Consider the following 19,006-nt stretch of genomic DNA (forward strand, 5'->3'; position numbering starts at 1 on the left):
AAAGAGCTTTATTAATTGGGATCCAGACGATAGGATAACAATTCGAAATCCGGCGTGTATGTAAACGTACCGAAGATCATCCCCGTTCCTTTTATCAAATAATCCAGAATATGAAAATCCCCCGGAGCCATCGGCAATTCCGCAATATCCTCGGCTTTGTGCCATTCGATCTTGCCTTCCTCCGACTCCAACACGTTATGGCCGTCATATTCCGTCGCCAGGAACGTGAACATCATCCATTCGGAAACGATCTCATTTCCTTCTTTTATCACAAAAGTAAAAACACCCTTAAGGGCAGGATTTTTTAAATATATGCCTGTTTCTTCGCGATATTCACGCACAACGGAATCCTTCACAGACTCCCCATGCTCCATCTTCCCGCCAGGGGCTACCCACCAGCCGCGTCTCGGCTTTTGCAGAAGAAGGACTTTATCATCACGCACTAATACACAATTTGTTACTCTTTGCATGATTCCTCACCTCAATTTTATTGGAAAGCTCAGCAGGATCCTTCATTATCCAAACTGAGGTAATAAATAATTCGATTTTCAGAACTAGCCAAGTGTATCATTTCTATTTTACTTTAAAAGGATGAAATAAGACACAGTAAAGTTCTACAAATTAGGGAACTTTGCGCTTGCTCGTTTTTATGATTATATAGGGTATCGATTCCAGTCTCGTGAAAACGCTTTACTTTCAATAGTATAGCACACAAAAGGATATATGTAGTACAAGGTGTGAGATTTCCTGACAATGTAGAATGGATCGTAAGGGGATGATCAAAAAAAGGCAAAAAAAATTGGTACGGGAAAAAGGGAACCCGTACCGTCCAACTATATTTATAAAAGGGGGTCAATTACTATTTATATAATAACCGATTATTGTTTCAAAGCTGTTACAGATTGGTTAAAGCGCAGTTACGATTTGGTTAAGAGGATATTTCGACAAGTTTACCCATAATCCTCCATCTACCGTCAAATCCCTTAGATTTTCTCTGTTTGCTGGGCTTTTAACTCTTCTACCAGCTCTTCTACATAATGCTGTGCGCTTTGTGCAGCGATGCTTCCGTCCCCAGTTGCGGTAACAATCTGGCGCAGAGTCTTTTCACGGATATCCCCGGCTGCAAAGATGCCAGGCACCTTCGTCTCCATGCGCTCATTCGTTTCGATATAACCCATATCATTGGTGATGCCAAGGTTAAGGAATGGTTTAGTCAGTGGAAGCATGCCCACATAGATGAACACGCCATCTGTTTTGAATTCCTGCTCGGAGCCGTCTTTTGTGCTCACAAGCGTCACACTGCCCACTTTTCCGTTCAATTCATTGATTTCCTTCACTGTATGACTCCAGATGAAATCGATCTTCTCGTTGTCAAATGCGCGTTGCTGAAGGATTTTCTGTGCACGCAGCTCATCGCGGCGGTGTACAATCGTTACTTTTGAAGCAAAGCGGGTCAAGTATACGCCCTCTTCCACCGCAGAGTCTCCCCCACCTACTACGACAAGCTCTTTTCCTTTAAAGAACGCTCCATCACAAACCGCGCAATAGGAAACCCCGCGGCCGCCAAGCTCTTTTTCACCTGGAACGCCGATTTTCTTATATTCCGCACCGCTGGAAATGATCACCGTGCGCGCTTTATAGGATTTGCCTCCTGCATTGACAGTCTTATATTCCTTGCCGTCAACAATCTCTTTTACGTCTCCGTATGCATATTCCGCACCGAATTTTTTCGCATGATCAAACATTTTCGTAGAAAGCTCAGGTCCAAGGATATGGTCAAATCCAGGGTAATTTTCCACTTCCTCCGTATTCGCCATCTGGCCGCCCGGCATTCCGCGCTCGATCATCAATGTGCTCAGGTTTGCACGGGAAGTATACACTGCAGCTGTCATCCCAGCCGGTCCTGCTCCGATAATTACCACATCATAAATTTTCTCTTCTGTCATGTTGTCCACTCCTTTAAATACTATCAGTCGTTATTTTTATGAAAGGACCCTAGTTTTTCATCCTATTTTTAAGAAGCCTGTTATCTGTTTTTCGGAATACTTCTAGTAAAAGTATTCCCAGTTACTATCCTATATAACAGACTAGTTGTACGTCCAACTTTTTGCTCAAAAAAAGGGAAATCAAAAAGCCAAGACATTTGTATTGTCTCAGCTTCTTGTCAAGGTGTGGTGTCCATGAGGTCCTCTACCTTTTTTGCGTATTTTCTTAGGGTGCTCACAGAGACGTTGTATTGCTCCGCCAATTCTTTTTGTTTGGCTCTGTAGCCGTTGTTTTTGCTCCATACATAATCAAAGGCGCTTGCCCATGCGGATGCATTTGTGAAGCTGACCGCTTCTTTTTGCGCTCTGGCGAAAAGGATGAACCATTCCTTCAATGCCTGATCAGTGGAATGAAGCTTCAGCAGGGATGCTATCTCGTAGCCGTTAGTAATGCTAAGCGGAACATCCTTTTTCTTCAGGAGTGCTGCCATGGCAAAATCACGTACACTGGAACTTGCATATGGCTGATCGAGCACATTCTTTATGGTCGTTTTCTTGGAAAAGCTGAGCGTGAAAATCTTGAAAAGCTGCTCTGCCTCTTCCAATTCCAAATTCACTTCATCCTTCTGCTTCCAAGGTTCGGTGCCGGCCTTTTCAGGATTCATCTCTAACACTTTCGCCCAAGCCTGCTCGGCAACTTGATAGCGTTCCGTATGGTAGGCTGCATTTGCCAACCAGAAAAAGAACGTGCCGTCCCCCTGGAATCCGTTTCGTTGCAGGGATCGCAGCCATTTGTAAGCAAGGTCATGACGGCCGATCAAGCCGAATGTCGCACCAAGCTTATAGCGATGCTCCACTAGAATCGGTGTCACCTTTTCCAATCTAGCTGCAAGGACTTTCATCTCATCCAGGTTATTTTCATAATGATAGAACACAAGCAGATTGCACAATGCATGAAGATTGCCCGGGTTTTTGTCGAGAACATCCTCCAATACATCGCGTGCCTCTGTCAGATTTCCTTTATAAAAATAAGCGAGCGCCAAATTGTTGTACGCCGACCAGAACTGCGGATACTCCTCGATGATCTCCTCCAACAGCTCAAGCGCCTCATCAAGCTGGCCTTTTTCCAAGAGGTTCCGGGCCTGTTCCTGCATCACAATGAGATGGTCCTGACCAAAAACATAGTCCTCCGGCTCATCCGTTTCAATCGAAAGAAGATCCATCAGATCCTCCGTATCCTCGACAAACTCACCATCCGGCTCCACAGTCAAATATTCCTCGGCATGCTTTCTTGACTCCTGAAACAAACCAAGATACGCATAATTGTTCGCCAAAAAATAATGGCAATCATGCATCTCCGGCTCCAGGTTCTCCACAATATCCATCAACAGCTCATTCGAACGCTGATAATCCCCAAGCTCCGTCAACACAATCGCCAGCTGGCACATGATCGACGCATCACTCGGCTTCAAATCCTCCGCTCGCTGCAGCCATTTCCTCGCTTTATATAAATCCCGCTTCCGATAAGCACGAATTCCCTTTTGATAAAAATAATCCCCATTCTGCGCAAATGGGATCACCTTAGTAACACTCTTCTTCAAATTCGGTTTCTCTCCCATTATAGCCTCCAACAAAACATACTTTACCGTTCGTAGTATAACACAACTCCCCCCCTCACAACAGATGGCAAAATTATTCAACCAAATTTGCACAAAAACCGCAAAACAAAGCAACCCCATCAAGCCAAAGCGCCCCCAGCGCTTCGCTCCCCGCACGCCACGCAAACCTCCCCCTCCAAAACAATCTAAACAAAACCCAACCTCCCGCCACGAATTCGTCCCCTAAAAACCCGCCGGCCGCCTGGGGCCTGACCCCAAAAACCACACAACCTCCCACAATTAAACAACCTTAGCTCACATAATTAAACTCTACGACCTCACCCTATGGGGTCTGGCGCCGGTCTTAAGCCATCCCTCCCCAACAAAAAATCCAAAACCGCAAAAACACGAAATCCCGCAAGCCAAAGCGCCCCCCTCGCCACGCAAACCCACCCCTCCAAAACAAACTAAACAGCCACCAAACCCCCGCCACCAATTCGTCAAATAAAAACCCGCCGGCCGCCTGGGGCCTGACCCCAAAAACCACACAACCTCCCCCTATTAAACAACCTTAGCACACATTATCAACTCCACGACCTCACCCTATGTGGTCTGGCGCCGGTCTTAAGCCATCCCTCCCCAACAAAAAATTCAAAACCGCAAAACCACCCCACCCCATCAAGCCAAAGCGCCCCCAGCGCTTCGCTCCCCCCCTCGTCACGCAAACACACCCCTCCAAAACAAACTAAACAACCACCAAACCCCCGCCACGAATTCGTCAAATAAAAACCCGTCGGCCGCCTGGGGCCTGACCCCAAAAACCACACAACCTCCCTCAATAAAACAAACTTAGCGCACTTTTTAACTCCAACTACCACTCCCCACGGGGTCTGGCGCCGGTCTTAAGCCATCCCTCCCCAACACCCCCGCCAAAAAACGAAAAACACTACAACCCCACGCAACACCACACCCCTCAAAAAAACTTATCAACGAAAATGCCCCACATATCAACGGTTTTTTCCATATATCAACGAAAAAAACTTTTTATCAACGGATTTTCCGATATATCAACGAAAAACACTATGATAACGATAAAACGCATTCTTCGACACAATTCGCGCACATTGGATCACATCGACGTCATTGGCTCAACACAACAAAAAAAAGCGCCTCCCCAGCAGCAAACACCCTGCCAAAGAAACACTCCCTCATCACTTACTCCCTGTATGCCGCTCCTCCAAAACCGCCAGCACCTCATCCAACCGCACTCCCTGCTCACGCAACAGCACCATCAAATGAAAAATCAGATCAGCAGCCTCCCAAGTAAGCTCATTCTTATCGCGGTTCTTCGCTGCAATGATAACCTCTGCTGCCTCTTCCCCAACCTTCTTCAAGATCTTATCCACACCCTCTTCAAACAGGTACGTGGTATACGACCCTTCAGGCATCTGCTGCTGTCTTTCTTCTATTAAATGTTCCAAAGTCGATAGAATCTCCAAACTCGAACCTCCGGCCACCTCGCCGCTCACCGCACTGTCCTTCAGCATGACCTCATGGAAACACGTCTCCTCACCTTTATGGCAAGCCGGACCATTCGGTTCTACCAGCACTAGGACTGCATCCTGATCGCAGTCATAACGCATTTCGATCACCTTTTGCGTATTGCCTGACGTGGCGCCTTTATGCCAGAGTTCACCGCGGGACCTGCTCCAAAACCATGTTTCACGGGTTTCCACCGTTTTCACGAGCGACTCCCCGTTCATATAGGCAAGCGTCAACACCTCGCGAGTCATGGCATCCTGTACGATGCACGGCACAAGGCCTTTCTCATCAAAACGCACCGCTTGCAAATTGATTTCTACACTCATCGTACGAGCACCCCCTTCTCTTTTAAAAATGATTTCACTTCACGTACCGACGTTTCTTTATAGTGGAAAATGGATGCTGCAAGCGCCGCGTCTGCCGCACCTTCCTCAAAAGCATCAAGAAAATGCGCAGCCTCTCCTGCTCCACCGGACGCAATGACCGGTACACCGACGGCCGAGCTGACCGCTTTCGTCAAAGCAAGGTTGAAGCCCTTTTTCTCGCCATCGCTATCCATGCTTGTCAACAGGATCTCCCCGGCACCAAGGCGTACAGCTTCCTTCGCCCAATCTACCACTTCCCATTCCGTTTCCCGACGTCCGCCATGCGTATAGACTCGCCAGCTTCCAAGCTCCTCATCATATTTCGCATCAATGGCCACCACAATACACTGGGAGCCAAAATAGTCACTTCCCGCTTGGATCAGCGTCGGATTGAGCAAGGCTGCCGTATTCAAGGAAACCTTATCCGCTCCTGCTCGCAATAGCCGTTTCATATCCTCGATCGTATTGATGCCGCCGCCGACAGTAAAAGGGATCGCGAGCTTGGCAGCAACCTGCTCGACTACTTCCACCATCGTTTCCCGCCCTTCATGGGACGCCGAAATATCGAGGAACACCAGCTCATCCGCTCCCTCCTGGTCATAAAAGGCCGCAAGCTCCACCGGGTCACCGGCGTCACGCAATTCCACAAATTGCACCCCTTTGACCACTCTTCCCTCTTTAACATCCAGACAAGGAATAATTCGTTTCGTCAGCATGGCTACTTCACCTCTTTTAACGCATCAGGCAGAGAAATTTTATTTGTATAAATTGCCTTACCGACAATAGCTCCTACAACGCCACGCCCGGCAAACTCCCTTAGCACCTGCAGATCGCCCATCGAGCTGACGCCCCCGGATGCAATGACGGAAGCTCCTGTTGCCTGGGCAAGCTCCACCGTCGCCTCCACATTTGGTCCGGAAAGCATGCCGTCCGTTGCGATATCAGTGAAAATAAAAGTCTTTGCACCAGCCTCTGCAAGCTCGCGTCCTAGCACGGTCGCTTTTACCGTGGAGGTCTCGACCCAGCCTTCCGTAGCCACATACCCATCCTTCGCATCCAGCCCGATTGCGATCTTTTCAGCGTATCGTGCCAGCATTTCTTTTACAAAAGCAGGATTGTTGATTGCTGCGCTTCCTAAAATGACGCGGTCCACGCCTTGGGAGAGATATTGCTCCACATCCAAAGGGGTCCGGATCCCGCCTCCAATCTGCACCTTTACATCAAGCTCACGGGCTACTTGAAGCACATAGGAGTTATTGACAGGGCCGCCTGCCTTCGCCCCATCAAGATCCACCATATGTATCCATTCCGCACCTTGCTCAGCAAAGCTCTTTGCCATCTCAAAAGGGGAATCCCCGTAAACCGTTTCCTTGCTGTAATCCCCCTGCAGCAACCGCACGCATTTCCCGCCTCGCATATCGATTGCCGGATAGATCGTAAATGCCATCTACCTCTCCCCCTTTTCCGTCAAACCTACAAAATTCTTGAGTATCGCTAGACCTGCGTCACTGCTTTTCTCCGGGTGGAACTGTGTACCGAATACATTCCCACGCCCCACTACAGCCGGAACCTGCACATCATAGCTGCTGCTTGCCAGCAATTCTTCCGAGGCAAAGCCTGTCACATAATACGAATGTACAAAATAGACAAAATCATCCTCAAGTCCATCCAAAAGCGGAGACTCCTGTTGAATGTCCAGCTTGTTCCAGCCCATATGGGGAACCTTGTAACGCTCACCTTGCTGAGTGACACCGGAAAAACGTACGACCCTGCCTTCAAGCAGACCGAGACCTTCCGTGACACCGTTCTCCTCGCTTTCTCCATACAAGAGTTGCATACCAAGACAGATTCCAAGCAACTTTTTACCACGATTCACTTCATTTAAAATAAATCTGTCAAGCTCTGTTTCCTTTAAAATGGCCATCGCATCCCGGAATGATCCAACTCCAGGCAGAATCAAACTGTCCGCCTTTGCCAGTACTTCCTGATCCGAGGAGATGACGTACGGTACATCCATCCGTTCCAGCGCCTTGCTCACACTATATAAATTTCCCATTCCGTAATCGATGATGCCGATCATTCTATAACATTCCTTTCGTGGAAGGCACTCCTTTTACACGGGGATCGATGGTGGTCGCTTCGTCCAGGGCACGTCCCAATGCTTTGAAAATCGCTTCAATGATGTGGTGTGTATTGCTTCCGTAATGTACGATTACATGCAGGTTCATGCGTGCTTCCAACGCCAGTTTCCACAAAAATTCATGCACAAGCTCCGTATCGAATGTACCTACCTTCTGGCTCGGGAACTCCGCCCTGATTTCAAGGTGTGGACGGTTGCTCAGATCCACAACCACCTGGGCAAGCGCCTCATCCATCGGGACAAAGGCATTGCCGTAGCGTTTTATCCCCATCTTATCCCCAAGTGCGTCTTTAAGCGCCTGACCGAGGCAGATTCCGATGTCTTCAGTCGTATGGTGATCATCGATATCCACATCACCGTTTGCAGTGAGATCCAGGTTGAATTGGCCATGCTTGGTGAACAAGTCCAGCATATGTGTCATAAAAGGGACCGGTGTTTCTAGCTTTGCCGCTCCTTCTCCATCTATCGTAAAAGAAAGATTTATCTGTGTTTCCTTTGTATTTCGCTCGATGCTTGCCTTTCTTGTCATCAAAATTCCCCTCGCTTCTTAAATCTAGCTTCCACTGCACGTGCATGCGCCTCAAGACCTTCCAATCTTGCAAACGCCGCAATTTTATCCACATTATCCTCAAGCGCCTGTTGACTGTACATGATGATGCTCGACTTTTTCACAAATTCATCCACAGATAATCCACTGGAGAACCTCGCTGTCCCATTTGTCGGCAAAACGTGATTCGGTCCTGCAAAATAATCCCCAACCGGCTCCGAACTGTATCTACCAAGGAAAATCGCCCCTGCATGCTTGATGAACGGGAGCAGATTCATCGGTTCCTTTGTCATCACTTCCAGATGCTCCGGGGCCAGTTCATTGACGACCCGTAAGGCTTCCTCCATAGACTCTGTCACATAGATTGCACCAAATTCATTGATCGAGGCGCGGGCAATATCTTCCCGGGGCAGATCGGTCAACTGCTTTTCCACTTCAAGCGCCACACGCTCCGCAAGTTCTCCACAGGTTGTCACCAGCACACAGGATGCCCGTTCATCATGCTCTGCCTGAGAAAGCATATCTGCCGCCACTTCATGGGCATTTGCCGTTTCATCTGCCAGCACGACAATCTCACTAGGTCCGGCGATGCTGTCGATATCCACAAGTCCATACACTTCTTTTTTGGCAAGTGCCACAAAGATATTACCAGGGCCTACGATTTTATCCACAGGCCTGATCGTTTCAGTCCCATAGGCAAGGGCCGCAACCGCCTGTGCCCCGCCGACTTTATAAATTTCATCCACACCGAGGATATCGGCCGCAACGAGGACACCTGCGGGTACACTTCCATTAGCAGCAGGTGGCGTCACCATCGCGATGCGTCCCACACTTGCAACCTGTGCCGGAATGACATTCATCAGCACAGAGGACGGGTATGCCGCCTTTCCGCCCGGCACATAGACGCCGACTGCATCGAGTGCGGTCACCTTCTGCCCAAGAATGGTGCCATCCTCTTTTGTGGATAACCACGATTGCCTGACCTGCTTTTCATGGTACTCACGGATATTTTCTGCAGCCTCCTGGATCACCACGTTAATGCTAGTCGGAAAAGCGTCATATGCCTGGATGATTTCCTCTTTTGTCACACGCAGGCTATCGAGTCTCGCGCCATCCCATTTTTCCGTGTAGGATAACAGGGCCATATCGCCTTTTGTACGCACCTCATCTATAATTTCCAATACCGCTTTACGCTGCTCTTCCGTTCCTTGATCAAGCGAGCGGCGCAGTGATACGCTCTCTTCTATTCTCTTTATGTTCATAGAACTACGCCTCCTCCACCACTTGCGCCAATCTATCCACAAGCTCATCTATTTGCTCATCCTTCAAACGATAACTCACAGGATTGACAATCAATCTGGACGTGATATCCACAATCCGTTCGAATTCCACCAATCCGTTCTCCTTTAGGGTCCGACCTGTGGATACAATATCCACAATGCGATCCGATAATCCGATCATCGGGGCAAGCTCAATCGATCCGTTCAATTTCACAATCTCCACCTGCTCCCCCTGTTCACGGAAATAACGGGAGGCTATCCCGGGATATTTGGTGGCAATCTTCGGCGCGACATCCTGCATTTCTGTACCAGGCAGCCCTGCAACAGCAAGATAGCAGTGGCTGATTTTCAAATCAAGCACCTCGTACACATCCCGCTCCTCCTCGAGCATCACATCCTTGCCTGCAATCCCGACATCTGCCACTCCATGCTCGACATAGGTGGTCACATCCATCGGCTTGGCCAGGATGAAGCGCATATTTTCTGCCGGCACATCGATGATCAGCTTTCTCGAATCATCCAGATCGGGCGGGATCTCATACCCTGCCTTCACAAGGAGTGCCGCCGCTTCCTCAAAGATCCTGCCTTTTGGCATCGCAATGGTCAGTACGCTCATGATTCATCCCCCCGTCTTGCCTTTCCGAGAAAAAAGGTCACCTCATGATAGGAGCCTGTGCATGCATCCACATTTTCCACTCCGCTGATATCCTGCAGCACCACGCGCTCCCCTTCTTCCCTTTTCATCCTCGCAAACTCAATCGCTTCTTCCCGGCGCTCCTGGCTGAAAAGAACACCATGAATCGCTGCTGTAGTCTTTTTCATATCCTTCGCCTCTAATAAGCGGTCAAGATGGATGCCGAATCCAGTAGCCGACTTATCCCGGTCAAACTTTTGGAAAAGCTGGTCATAGCGGCCCCCGTTCCCGATCGGAAACCCGATATTGCCTGCATAGGCCTCAAAAACAATCCCTGTGTAATAGCTCATATGGCTGACGATATTCAGGTCAAGCTTCACATAATCCTGTACACCATAGGCTTCAAGCATCGTCCATAGCTGCTCGAGCTCTTCAATCGCTTTTCGCCCGGCTTCACCTTCCACAATCTCCTTTGCCGACTGGATCCTTGTGGAATTGCCACGAAGGGTCAACAGGGACAAGAGCCGTTTTTTATCTATCGAGGATAATGGCAAGCCTTTCACATGCTCGCGGTATCCCACATAATTTTTTTCATATAAGTATCTTCTTAATGTCGCTGCCCGTTCTTCATTTCCTACGATATCAAGGAAAATCTCCTGCAGAAAGCCGACATGCCCGATCGCGATCGTAAAAGTGGATAGCCCGACCTTTTGTAAAAGGGATACCATCAACGCGATCATCTCAGCATCCGCACTGATGGAACGGTCCCCGATGCATTCAACGCCTATCTGCTCGAACTCTGCAGGCCTCCCTGCCTCATTCTGCTGGGCACGGAACACATTCGCCGAGTATGCCAAACGCAACGGGTAGCCTTCATTGACCAGTCTTGATGCCGCCACCCTAGCAATCGGTGCAGTCATGTCAGGACGAAGTACGAGTGTATGTCCCTGCTGATCGAGCAGTTTAAAAAGCTGTTGATCTAAAATCGCAGAAGCTTCACCGACGGTATCATAATATTCCAAGGTCGGAGTCTCCATAAACTGATAGCCCCATTGATTGATTTCTGTGGTCATCGTATCCTTGACCCTTTTTTTCGGTTCATATAATGAAGGGAGCGTATCCCGCATTCCCAATGGTTTTTCAAACATAAACAGTTTTGACATCTGGCAACCCACCTTTTTGATGAAAGTTATAATTGTAGATTATTTTCTAAATCCTTTAGTTCGCTAATATGGTAACATACTAACAAATTGAATGGTTATGGTCAAGTGAATGGAAACATTTTAGTGTGAGTGAGTTATGTAGAAACTGCTATGAGGCGAATACAGCACAGTAGCCTTTACCGCTCCTATACCCTATTATGACTAAAAAAAGACACTCTATCCTTGAGCATGGATGGTCATAATCAGACACAAAAAAACAGCCCACACGTATTTCGAGTGAACTGCATTAAATCCATCCTACATTTTCAACCGCTCCGCCATCTCTTCCTTTGTATAGATGACGCGCATCGGATTGCCGCCGACAAAGACGCCTGGCGCGACATCCTTATGTACGAGGGTACCGGCGGAAACTATCGCACCGTCACCGATAGAAACTCCAGGAAGAATGGTCGTATTGGCGCCGATCATGACCTCGCTGCCGATCTCGACATCCCCGAGGCGATATTCCTTGACCAAGTATTCGTGGGCGAGAATCGTCGTATTGTATCCAATCACGGTATTGCGCCCCACGCTTATTTTCTCCGGAAACATCACATCAAGCATCACCATCAAGGCAAAGGATGTCTGGTCGCCGACCTTCATCCCGAGGAAAGTGCGATACAGCCAATTTTTCATTCCGAGAAATGGCGAGTATCTCGCAAGCTGGATGACGGCGAAGTTTTTTACCACTTTAAGAAAAGGTACCGTTTTGTAAACATGCCAAAGGGAATTTGCACCCTCCACCGGATAACGGGTCGTCCGTCTACTCACCCTTGGTCACTCCAACAAGCGGAAGAATGTCTTCCATATGGGTCAGTACATAATCCGGCTCAAACTGCTGCAGGTATTCCACACCCTTGATCGTCCAGCTTACGGCAGCCGTTTTCGTGCCGGCATTTTTCCCTGCCAGGATATCATGATAGTTGTCGCCGACCATGATCGCCTCCTCAGGTGATGAACCAAGCTGCTGAAGTGCCAGGTGAATCGGCTCGGGATCAGGCTTGGCGTTGGTCACATCATCGAGACAGACTACGACATCAAAGAAGGCATCAAGTCCTGTCAGTTTTAATCCCATGACGACAGTTCCGCGCATTTTTGTCGTGACGATGCCGAGCTTGAGTCCTTTTTCATGAAGGAGCTTCACCGTGTCATAGACGCCTTCGAACTCCTTCACCAACTCATCATGCTTTGACAAATTGAAATCGCGATAGTGGGTGATCATCTCATCCACCCGCGCTTCATCCATTTTGACAAAAGTGTCGTAAAGAGGTGGTCCCAGAAACATCAGTACATCTTCGCGCTGATACTGATCCGGATAATAGTGGCCCAGGGTGTGTAAAAAAGACTCGATGATCAAGTCATTCGTATCGATCAATGTTCCATCTAAATCAAACAATAAGGTGTTAATGCTCATAGGTTGCTTCCTTTCTTTTTGAAACTTCGATTCTCTTCCAGATGAAAGCTACTGCAATCGTCAACAATATGGCCGTCACAATGCGGATCGCAAGCAATGGCCAGACCGGGATGCCGAGCGGAATGAAGATCAGGGTATCCTCCACGACTGCATGGCATGCCACGAGGAATATAAAAGCAAGCGTGAGGTCCTTTTTGCTTACATTATCCTCTTTTACCGCCTGGATCATCACCCCTGCACCATAGGCAAGACCGATCGTCAAGCCAGCTACCATCGTAGTTGCCGTATTTTCCTTCATCCCAAGCAATTTCATAAAAGGTGCCATCCATTTCGAAAAGACGCTGATCCAGCCAAGCTCTTTCATATATTGCACAAGAATCATCAATGGGATGACGATGATGGCAAGCTGGACAATCCCCATCAAGCCGCGCTGTACCGCATCAAGGATGATAGGAAAGAACCCTGTTACAGCCTCCTCGGACTTTGATACAAGCCCATATTGCGCCAGCTCCTGTCCGCCGTTCCATACAAGGTTGATGAGTATCGCGGAGAAAGTCGCCAAACCTAAGCGGACAAGTAGGATCACCCAGATCTTCAAGCCTACTTTCGCCGCAACCGTCGATTCCACCAGAAGATTATGGGAAAAGGACAGCATGACGGCCAGGATGAAGACCTCCTTTACCGTAAGATCAAGCGTCAGTATTGCACCTATCCCCGCATAAAGATTGAGGAAGTTCCCGATGACAAGGGGAATGGCCGCTTCCCCGGACAGTCCGAATATCCCCATCAATGGCGCAATCGCATTAATGATAAATTGCAGTATCGAGGTATGCTGCAGGATCCCCACAATCAAAGTAACAGGAAAAATCACTTTACCCAAGGTCCAGGTCGTCTTCAGTCCGACCATGAGACCCCGTTTGAACGTCTCTAGCAAGGCGCTCCCCTCCCCTATGTCAACACTAGGTTGTTTCTCTTTTTATGAAGCCGTATCTGTATCCAAATATTTTTTGTTGGCAAGGCCAGTCATGCGGCGCACCACAATCAGTCCGATCGCAAGCAATACAAGTGCGATGGAGATGACCTGTGCAATGCGCAGACTTTCTGTCAGCATCAAGCTGTCTGTACGCATGCCCTCCACAAAGAAACGGCCGATCGAATACCAGATCACATAGCTCAGGAACAGCTCCCCGCGGCGCAGATTCACCCTGCGTAACAGAAGCAGTAGTCCAAAGCCGACAAAGTTCCAGATTGATTCATAAAGGAACGTCGGATGGTAATAGGTCCCGTTGATGTACATCTGATCGATGATGAATTGCGGCAAGTGCAATCCTTCGAGGAATCCGCGTGTCACTTCCCCACCGTGGGCTTCCTGGTTCATGAAATTCCCCCAGCGGCCGATTGCCTGGCCAAGGATGATGCTCGGCGCTCCGATGTCGGCTAGCTTCCAGAATGAAATTCCCCGTATTTTAGCAAAAACAACACCGGTCGCAATCGCCCCGATCAAGCCGCCATGGATGGCAAGGCCACCCTCCCAGATCTTGATGATCTCACCTGGGTTTGCACCGTAATAATCCCATTGAAAAATAACATAATAGAGTCGTGCACAGATAATCGCAATCGGAATGGCAAAGAGCACTAAATCGACAAATACATCTTTATTCAATCCACGGCGCTCGGATTCGCGCATGGCAATCCATAGACCCAGCAAAGCCCCGGTCCCGATGATCGCCCCATACCAATAGATGGTGATGGGCCAGCTGATCATGATCGGATCCAACGGCTGTATGTTACCCATTAACATTTCTTCCACACTCCCATAGTTTAAATATCCTCATGTTCCCCTTCATCGATGACTCCTGATAAGCGATTGGCGAATTGTTCTGCCGCGTTCATGCCCATACGCTTCAGGCGGAAGTTCATCGCCGCGACCTCGATGATGACTGCCAAGTTTCGTCCAGGACGGACCGGTACCGTATATTTGGTCACCTCGGCATCAATGATTTTCATCTTTTCCTCTTCAAGGCCAAGACGGTCATACTGCTTGTTTTTATCCCAAAGCTCCAGGTTGATAACAAGCGTGATCCTCTTATAGCTGCGAACAGCTCCAGCCCCGAACAGAGTCATCACATTGATGATGCCCAGCCCGCGAATCTCCAGCAGGTGCTCGATCAGCTCCGGGGAATTCCCGATAAGCGTATCCGTATCCTCCTGACGGATTTCCACGCAATCATCCGCAACGAGGCGGTGTCCTCTTTTTACAAGCTCGAGCGCTGTTTCACTTTTACCGACACCACTCTTCCCGGTAATCAGAACGCCGACCCCATAAATATCGACAAGCACTCCATGCACCGCAGTTGTCGGGGCAAGCTTTCCTTCGAGGTAGTTGGTGAGATGGGAGGAAAGGCGCGTCGTTTTCAAAGGCGAACGCATCAAAGGGACACTTTCCCTTTCTGCCGCCTCCACCAATTCCTGAGGCACCTCCATATCACGCGAGATGATGATGCCCGGTGTGATATCCGTGCAAAGCTGATCCATACGGGCCTTTTTCTCGGTAGGTGTCAGCTGATCAAGAAACGACAGCTCCGTTTTTCCCAATAGCTGAATTCTTTCAGCAGGATAATAAGTGAAATAACCCGCTATCTCAATTCCAGGCCTGGAAATATCACTTGTAGCGATGGGACGGTTGATCCCTTCCTCACCCGCAATTAATTCAAAATTAAACTTTTCCATTAGATCCTTCGTCCGAACTTTTGGCAAGGCCAAAACCTCCTTAGCTATGTAAAAAAAATAAATTACGATATGTAAAAAACAACCTGTTCCCATTTTAGCACTTTTTAACTTTATTATTAAGCGCAGAAACTTATCGGGCGAAAATAAAAAGCCCGGAAGGTTGGATTCCGGACTTTGCTTTCTTATTTCTTTTTGTCTTGCAGAGGTTCGACTATCGCTTTTTGTATCAATAGATTCAATAACGAGATGACAATCGCAGCAAGGATCGCCGTGCCGAAGCCGTCGATATTGAATGCATCACCCATCAGAGTAGCGGTCAGCATAAGGGTGATGGCATTGATCACAAACAGGAACAATCCGAGCGACAAAATGGTGACCGGCAAGGTAAGAAGTACAAGTATCGGCCTGACGATCGTGTTCAAGACTGCAAGAATCAAGCTTGCGATGATGGCCGCTCCGACCCCGCTCAAGTAGAAGGAATCGAAGTAGCCGGATACGACGATCAGGACAAGCGCATTAACTAATATGCTTGCGGCCCATTTCATGAGCGCATTTCACCTTCATCATTCGGCATCAGGAATACGAGCACAAAGTAGGTGATAAGCAACGGTACAAAGCCTGTCGGGAACAGGGCAATAACGAAAATTACGCGCAATAGTGTCGCATCGATTCCCATGTAGTTGGCAAGTCCGCCAAGTACCCCTGCAAGTTTTCTGTCATATTTGGAACGAATAAGTTTTTTCAAATCATTTCACCTCGTACGGTTTTATGGAGATAGATCCAGTCGTTGTCTCCGCTAAAATATGCGTGAGCGCTGCATCTTCTTTCTTCACTTTAAAGTGCATCGCTTTCTGCACCACTTCATTTTTCTCTTCCACAACATCCATTCCCGGCATTTCACATGTAAAGCCGCCGAGATTGGACTTCAATTCAGCCTCCAAACTGTTTGTTGTCGGCAAGAATAAGTCGATGCTGCCGGTCTTTGTTTTCGCCATCACGGATCGGACGGAATCCCCAGTCAATTCACCTGTCACGTTTCCGTTAAAGCTCTGAATATCCAGCTTCTCGATGTCCCCTTTGACAAAAACCTTCCCGTTGATAGTTTCTGCCTCGAGCTCCCTGCTGTTGCAATCATTCAGCTTGATATGCCCGTTCGCCGTTTCCACTTCCATGTCAGAGCTTGTCGCGCGGTCAATCATGATCGAGCCATTGGCTGATTTCAGCTTCATCGTCGTTACATGTAGACCTTCCCCTTCGATTCGGCCATTAAACATGCGCACATGCAGGTTATGGTACTCAGCCTCCGGGATATAAACCGTTGCATCCACTTTCAAATGCTTCTTCTGAATCGAAAAACGAAGCTTCCCGGATTCGATCGAGAACAGTACTTCCGATAAAAATGCCTTGCGGGCCTCATCCTGTGTTTCCACTTCGTAGACCTTCGCCTCACACTCGATCTTTACGTCCTTTTCCTTCCACGGTAAGATCTTCACATTTCCATTCGCCACATCGATATCGATGTCCTGCAGATATACATCGGACTGTTGGAAAACGTGTTGGATCGAAGTGGACGGACCAAAGTTGAAATCAAGGTCAAGGTCCTTTATTTTTTGCAGGGCACTTCCTACAAAATCCAGGATGTTATTTTTAAAAGAGGAAGCCTGCTTGCTATAGGTGGAATAGTCTTTCTTCGATTTCTGCTTTTCCCACTGCTGGGAACCGGAACCGGTCTTTGAAAAGATCTTCGATGATAATGCTGCAAAAATATCATTCTCTGCATCTTGAGAGGCTTTGGAATTTTTAGTCCACTCGGTTACGAGCTCATCATTCTTGATATCTTTTTCCAGACTGTTCTTTTCCAGGCTCTCCAATAGGATGATTGCCTCTTCCGCCGTAAGCTTTCCTTCTTCAACCAGCTTTAAAATCCTTTTACGCTCTTCCATTCTCTCTTCCTCCTTTAGTATATCCATCATGATTTTGTTGTATGAATTGGGCAGTGTGTTTGCCATTTATGATTCTTTTAAAAGTTGAATGCCTTTAACAATATTCCAAACAGTAGTTCCGATTACTAAAACGGCGCCGATGATGACAAGCAGGATAAACCAAACCACCGCTGCCTGATCCATACCAAAGCCCAGTACAAAAAAGGGAACGACAATCAGAGGCAGCAGATGTGAAAGCAGTGAGGCAAAAGCATGCCCCTTCACCTCCTGTTCATCCGCAATGAAGTACACAACAAGCGGCAACAGAAACGGTGCAAAAAACAAACTGAAGTAGCATAACGCCGACAATACCTTATTATTCCTTCCCAAGACAGCCACCTCCTTTCCCTTTCCAAGTCCCGGCATCGACAACCTGCCAGGATCCCACTACCTACTAATACGCATACCCCACCCCAAAAGTTTCACACTTTCTGTATGGTCTTTTGAAAGTAAAGATTGTTGCTTGTAAAAGTGGGTTATTTTATAACCCCGTTAAACTCCCCTATTGGTTTCCGCTTCAGGGATTCGCTTATCCAGGAAGGCCTCTGGAGCCTCCTCGGCGCTAAAGCGCCTGTGGGGTCTCCCTCGACACGCTGCTTCCGTAGGACAAGGAAGGCTCTGGCAGCGATACATCGCACGCAGAAAATGCTTGCATTTTCAAGGAGTCTCACCCCTTGCGCTCCAACCAATAGGGGGAAAGTATAATAACAAGTCTTCCTGTAATAATAGCAACAGTGGAGCGTATCACTTATTCTTTATTCTTTAATTACTATCTAACTACATTGTCGCATAATTTCCCACTTTAAGAGTCAGACCCCAGCAGTATTCTCAATCTCAATCTACTACGTCTAGAGGCTTATATAAGTCTGATTTGTTAAAGTCTTTTATCGGTTATTACGTAATCCCAGCTGTTGATTGGAGCAATAGGCGAAGACTCCTGCGGGAGATAGCGTTTAGTGGAGACCCCACAGGCGCGAATGCGCCGAGGAGGCTCCACAAACGCCCCGCGGAAAGCGCAGCCTAGTGCGGAAATCAACAGCGGAGTTCAATGGGAACATAAACTCTAAGTATCAATAGTATTACGCTCCTTTTGGGCTCTAACCTTATGCATGGTATAATGTAGAATAATAGTTGGGTATAGTGGGTAGTAAGTAGGGTAGAAGGAGTGAAGAGTATGTTTGATTTTGTAATGGAGCATTTATTGACGATCATAATCGTACTGGTTGTTTTATTCGTCGTTATTCCCTTCCTGAAAAGTATAGTTTCAAAGCTTGTCATTGTAGGGCTTGTCCTGGTCGCACTAGTATTTTTTGGTGTTCTCGGCCCTGACTTCACAGAGTCCTCCACCAATTACGTGGAAAATACGATACGACCTGTCGTGACAAATGAAATCGACAAAGCAGATTTCACCTATGATGAAGACACAAAGGAATACATCGTCCAAAGTGCCTCTTTTCATTTAAAAGGTAAACTGAATGAAAATACTGGCGAAGTACGTTTCAAGGACAAGACATATGAAATGGACGTACGCTTCCTGAAGGACATCATTGAGAAGAAAGTCGAAGAGGAACAGGCAAAGGAATAGTC

General features: G+C 47.9%; 21 protein-coding genes. 1 reads left to right on the forward strand and 20 read right to left on the reverse strand.

Features of this window, described 5'->3' with window-relative positions; genetic code table 11:
- Window positions 1–11: 11 nt before the first annotated feature.
- The 20 genes from JOC95_RS00730 to JOC95_RS00825 all read right to left on the reverse strand — a co-directional run bounded on the left by JOC95_RS00730 (window position 12) and on the right by JOC95_RS00825 (window position 17,749).
- Window positions 12–470, reverse strand: coding sequence for an 8-oxo-dGTP diphosphatase (locus tag JOC95_RS00730; protein WP_204412514.1), 459 nt, complete (start codon window positions 468–470; stop codon window positions 12–14).
- Window positions 471–983: 513 nt separating this feature from the next.
- Window positions 984–1,955 carry a thioredoxin-disulfide reductase gene (gene trxB / locus JOC95_RS00735; protein WP_338083035.1) on the reverse strand — a complete coding sequence of 324 codons (972 nt, stop codon included), beginning with the start codon at window positions 1,953–1,955 and terminating at the stop codon, window positions 984–986.
- Window positions 1,956–2,164: 209 nt separating this feature from the next.
- Window positions 2,165–3,604, reverse strand: coding sequence for a tetratricopeptide repeat protein (locus tag JOC95_RS00740; RefSeq protein WP_204412516.1), 1,440 nt, complete (start codon window positions 3,602–3,604; stop codon window positions 2,165–2,167).
- Window positions 3,605–4,794: 1,190 nt separating this feature from the next.
- Window positions 4,795–5,451, reverse strand: a complete 657-nt coding sequence (hisIE, locus tag JOC95_RS00745; RefSeq protein ID WP_204412518.1) for a bifunctional phosphoribosyl-AMP cyclohydrolase/phosphoribosyl-ATP diphosphatase HisIE — start codon at window positions 5,449–5,451, stop codon at window positions 4,795–4,797.
- Window positions 5,448–6,206 (reverse strand): imidazole glycerol phosphate synthase subunit HisF, encoded by a 759-nt coding sequence (gene hisF, locus JOC95_RS00750; RefSeq protein WP_204412519.1) that lies wholly within the window; start codon window positions 6,204–6,206, stop codon window positions 5,448–5,450. The genes hisIE and hisF overlap by 4 nt, the downstream gene beginning before the upstream one ends.
- A 2-nt stretch (window positions 6,207–6,208) precedes the next feature.
- Entirely contained in the window at window positions 6,209–6,937 is a 729-nt protein-coding gene (gene hisA / locus JOC95_RS00755; RefSeq protein ID WP_204412520.1) for a 1-(5-phosphoribosyl)-5-[(5-phosphoribosylamino)methylideneamino]imidazole-4-carboxamide isomerase, read from the reverse strand.
- Window positions 6,938–7,570 carry an imidazole glycerol phosphate synthase subunit HisH gene (gene hisH, locus JOC95_RS00760; protein WP_204412521.1) on the reverse strand — a complete coding sequence of 211 codons (633 nt, stop codon included), beginning with the start codon at window positions 7,568–7,570 and terminating at the stop codon, window positions 6,938–6,940.
- A 1-nt stretch (window position 7,571) separates the two neighbouring features.
- Entirely contained in the window at window positions 7,572–8,159 is a 588-nt protein-coding gene (hisB, locus tag JOC95_RS00765; RefSeq protein WP_204412522.1) for an imidazoleglycerol-phosphate dehydratase HisB, read from the reverse strand.
- Window positions 8,159–9,439, reverse strand: coding sequence for a histidinol dehydrogenase (hisD, locus tag JOC95_RS00770; RefSeq protein ID WP_204412523.1), 1,281 nt, complete (start codon window positions 9,437–9,439; stop codon window positions 8,159–8,161). Before hisD ends, hisB begins: the two co-directional genes overlap by 1 nt.
- 4 nt (window positions 9,440–9,443) lie before the next feature.
- A complete protein-coding gene (hisG, locus tag JOC95_RS00775) occupies window positions 9,444–10,073 on the reverse strand; it encodes an ATP phosphoribosyltransferase (RefSeq protein ID WP_239582647.1) in 630 nt (209 codons plus the stop codon).
- Window positions 10,070–11,254 carry an ATP phosphoribosyltransferase regulatory subunit gene (locus tag JOC95_RS00780; RefSeq protein WP_204412524.1) on the reverse strand — a complete coding sequence of 395 codons (1,185 nt, stop codon included), beginning with the start codon at window positions 11,252–11,254 and terminating at the stop codon, window positions 10,070–10,072. The genes hisG and JOC95_RS00780 overlap by 4 nt, the downstream gene beginning before the upstream one ends.
- Before the next feature lie 297 nt (window positions 11,255–11,551).
- Entirely contained in the window at window positions 11,552–12,064 is a 513-nt protein-coding gene (locus tag JOC95_RS00785) for a DapH/DapD/GlmU-related protein (RefSeq protein WP_204412533.1), read from the reverse strand.
- Window positions 12,057–12,707, reverse strand: coding sequence for a pyrophosphatase PpaX (gene ppaX / locus JOC95_RS00790; RefSeq protein WP_204412535.1), 651 nt, complete (start codon window positions 12,705–12,707; stop codon window positions 12,057–12,059). Before ppaX ends, JOC95_RS00785 begins: the two co-directional genes overlap by 8 nt.
- Window positions 12,697–13,614, reverse strand: coding sequence for a nucleoside recognition domain-containing protein (locus JOC95_RS00795; RefSeq protein WP_419096216.1), 918 nt, complete (start codon window positions 13,612–13,614; stop codon window positions 12,697–12,699). The genes ppaX and JOC95_RS00795 overlap by 11 nt, the downstream gene beginning before the upstream one ends.
- A gap of 69 nt (window positions 13,615–13,683) precedes the next feature.
- The gene (lgt, locus tag JOC95_RS00800; RefSeq protein WP_204412538.1) at window positions 13,684–14,508 is read right to left on the reverse strand and encodes a prolipoprotein diacylglyceryl transferase; all 825 of its coding nucleotides are present in this window, start codon (window positions 14,506–14,508) and stop codon (window positions 13,684–13,686) included.
- 20 nt (window positions 14,509–14,528) lie between these two features.
- Window positions 14,529–15,464, reverse strand: a complete 936-nt coding sequence (gene hprK, locus JOC95_RS00805; RefSeq protein WP_204412539.1) for an HPr(Ser) kinase/phosphatase — start codon at window positions 15,462–15,464, stop codon at window positions 14,529–14,531.
- 155 nt (window positions 15,465–15,619) lie between these two features.
- On the reverse strand, window positions 15,620–15,982 hold the full coding sequence (locus JOC95_RS00810; protein WP_204412540.1) for a phage holin family protein: 363 nt from the start codon (window positions 15,980–15,982) through the stop codon (window positions 15,620–15,622).
- The gene (locus tag JOC95_RS00815) at window positions 15,979–16,182 is read right to left on the reverse strand and encodes a PspC domain-containing protein (protein WP_204412541.1); all 204 of its coding nucleotides are present in this window, start codon (window positions 16,180–16,182) and stop codon (window positions 15,979–15,981) included. Before JOC95_RS00815 ends, JOC95_RS00810 begins: the two co-directional genes overlap by 4 nt.
- A 1-nt stretch (window position 16,183) precedes the next feature.
- On the reverse strand, window positions 16,184–17,380 hold the full coding sequence (locus JOC95_RS00820; RefSeq protein WP_204412542.1) for a DUF4097 family beta strand repeat-containing protein: 1,197 nt from the start codon (window positions 17,378–17,380) through the stop codon (window positions 16,184–16,186).
- A 66-nt stretch (window positions 17,381–17,446) separates the two neighbouring features.
- Complete coding sequence (locus JOC95_RS00825) at window positions 17,447–17,749, reverse strand: hypothetical protein (RefSeq protein WP_224839062.1); 303 nt, start codon at window positions 17,747–17,749, stop codon at window positions 17,447–17,449.
- Window positions 17,750–18,593: 844 nt separating this feature from the next.
- Here JOC95_RS00825 and JOC95_RS00830 point away from each other — a divergent pair.
- Entirely contained in the window at window positions 18,594–19,004 is a 411-nt protein-coding gene (locus JOC95_RS00830; RefSeq protein WP_204412544.1) for a hypothetical protein, read from the forward strand.
- The last annotated feature ends 2 nt before the right edge of the window (window positions 19,005–19,006 follow it).

Origin of the sequence: Sutcliffiella tianshenii (assembly GCF_016908565.1) — a bacterium.
GTDB classification, from domain to species: domain Bacteria; phylum Bacillota; class Bacilli; order Bacillales; family Bacillaceae_I; genus Sutcliffiella_A; species Sutcliffiella_A tianshenii.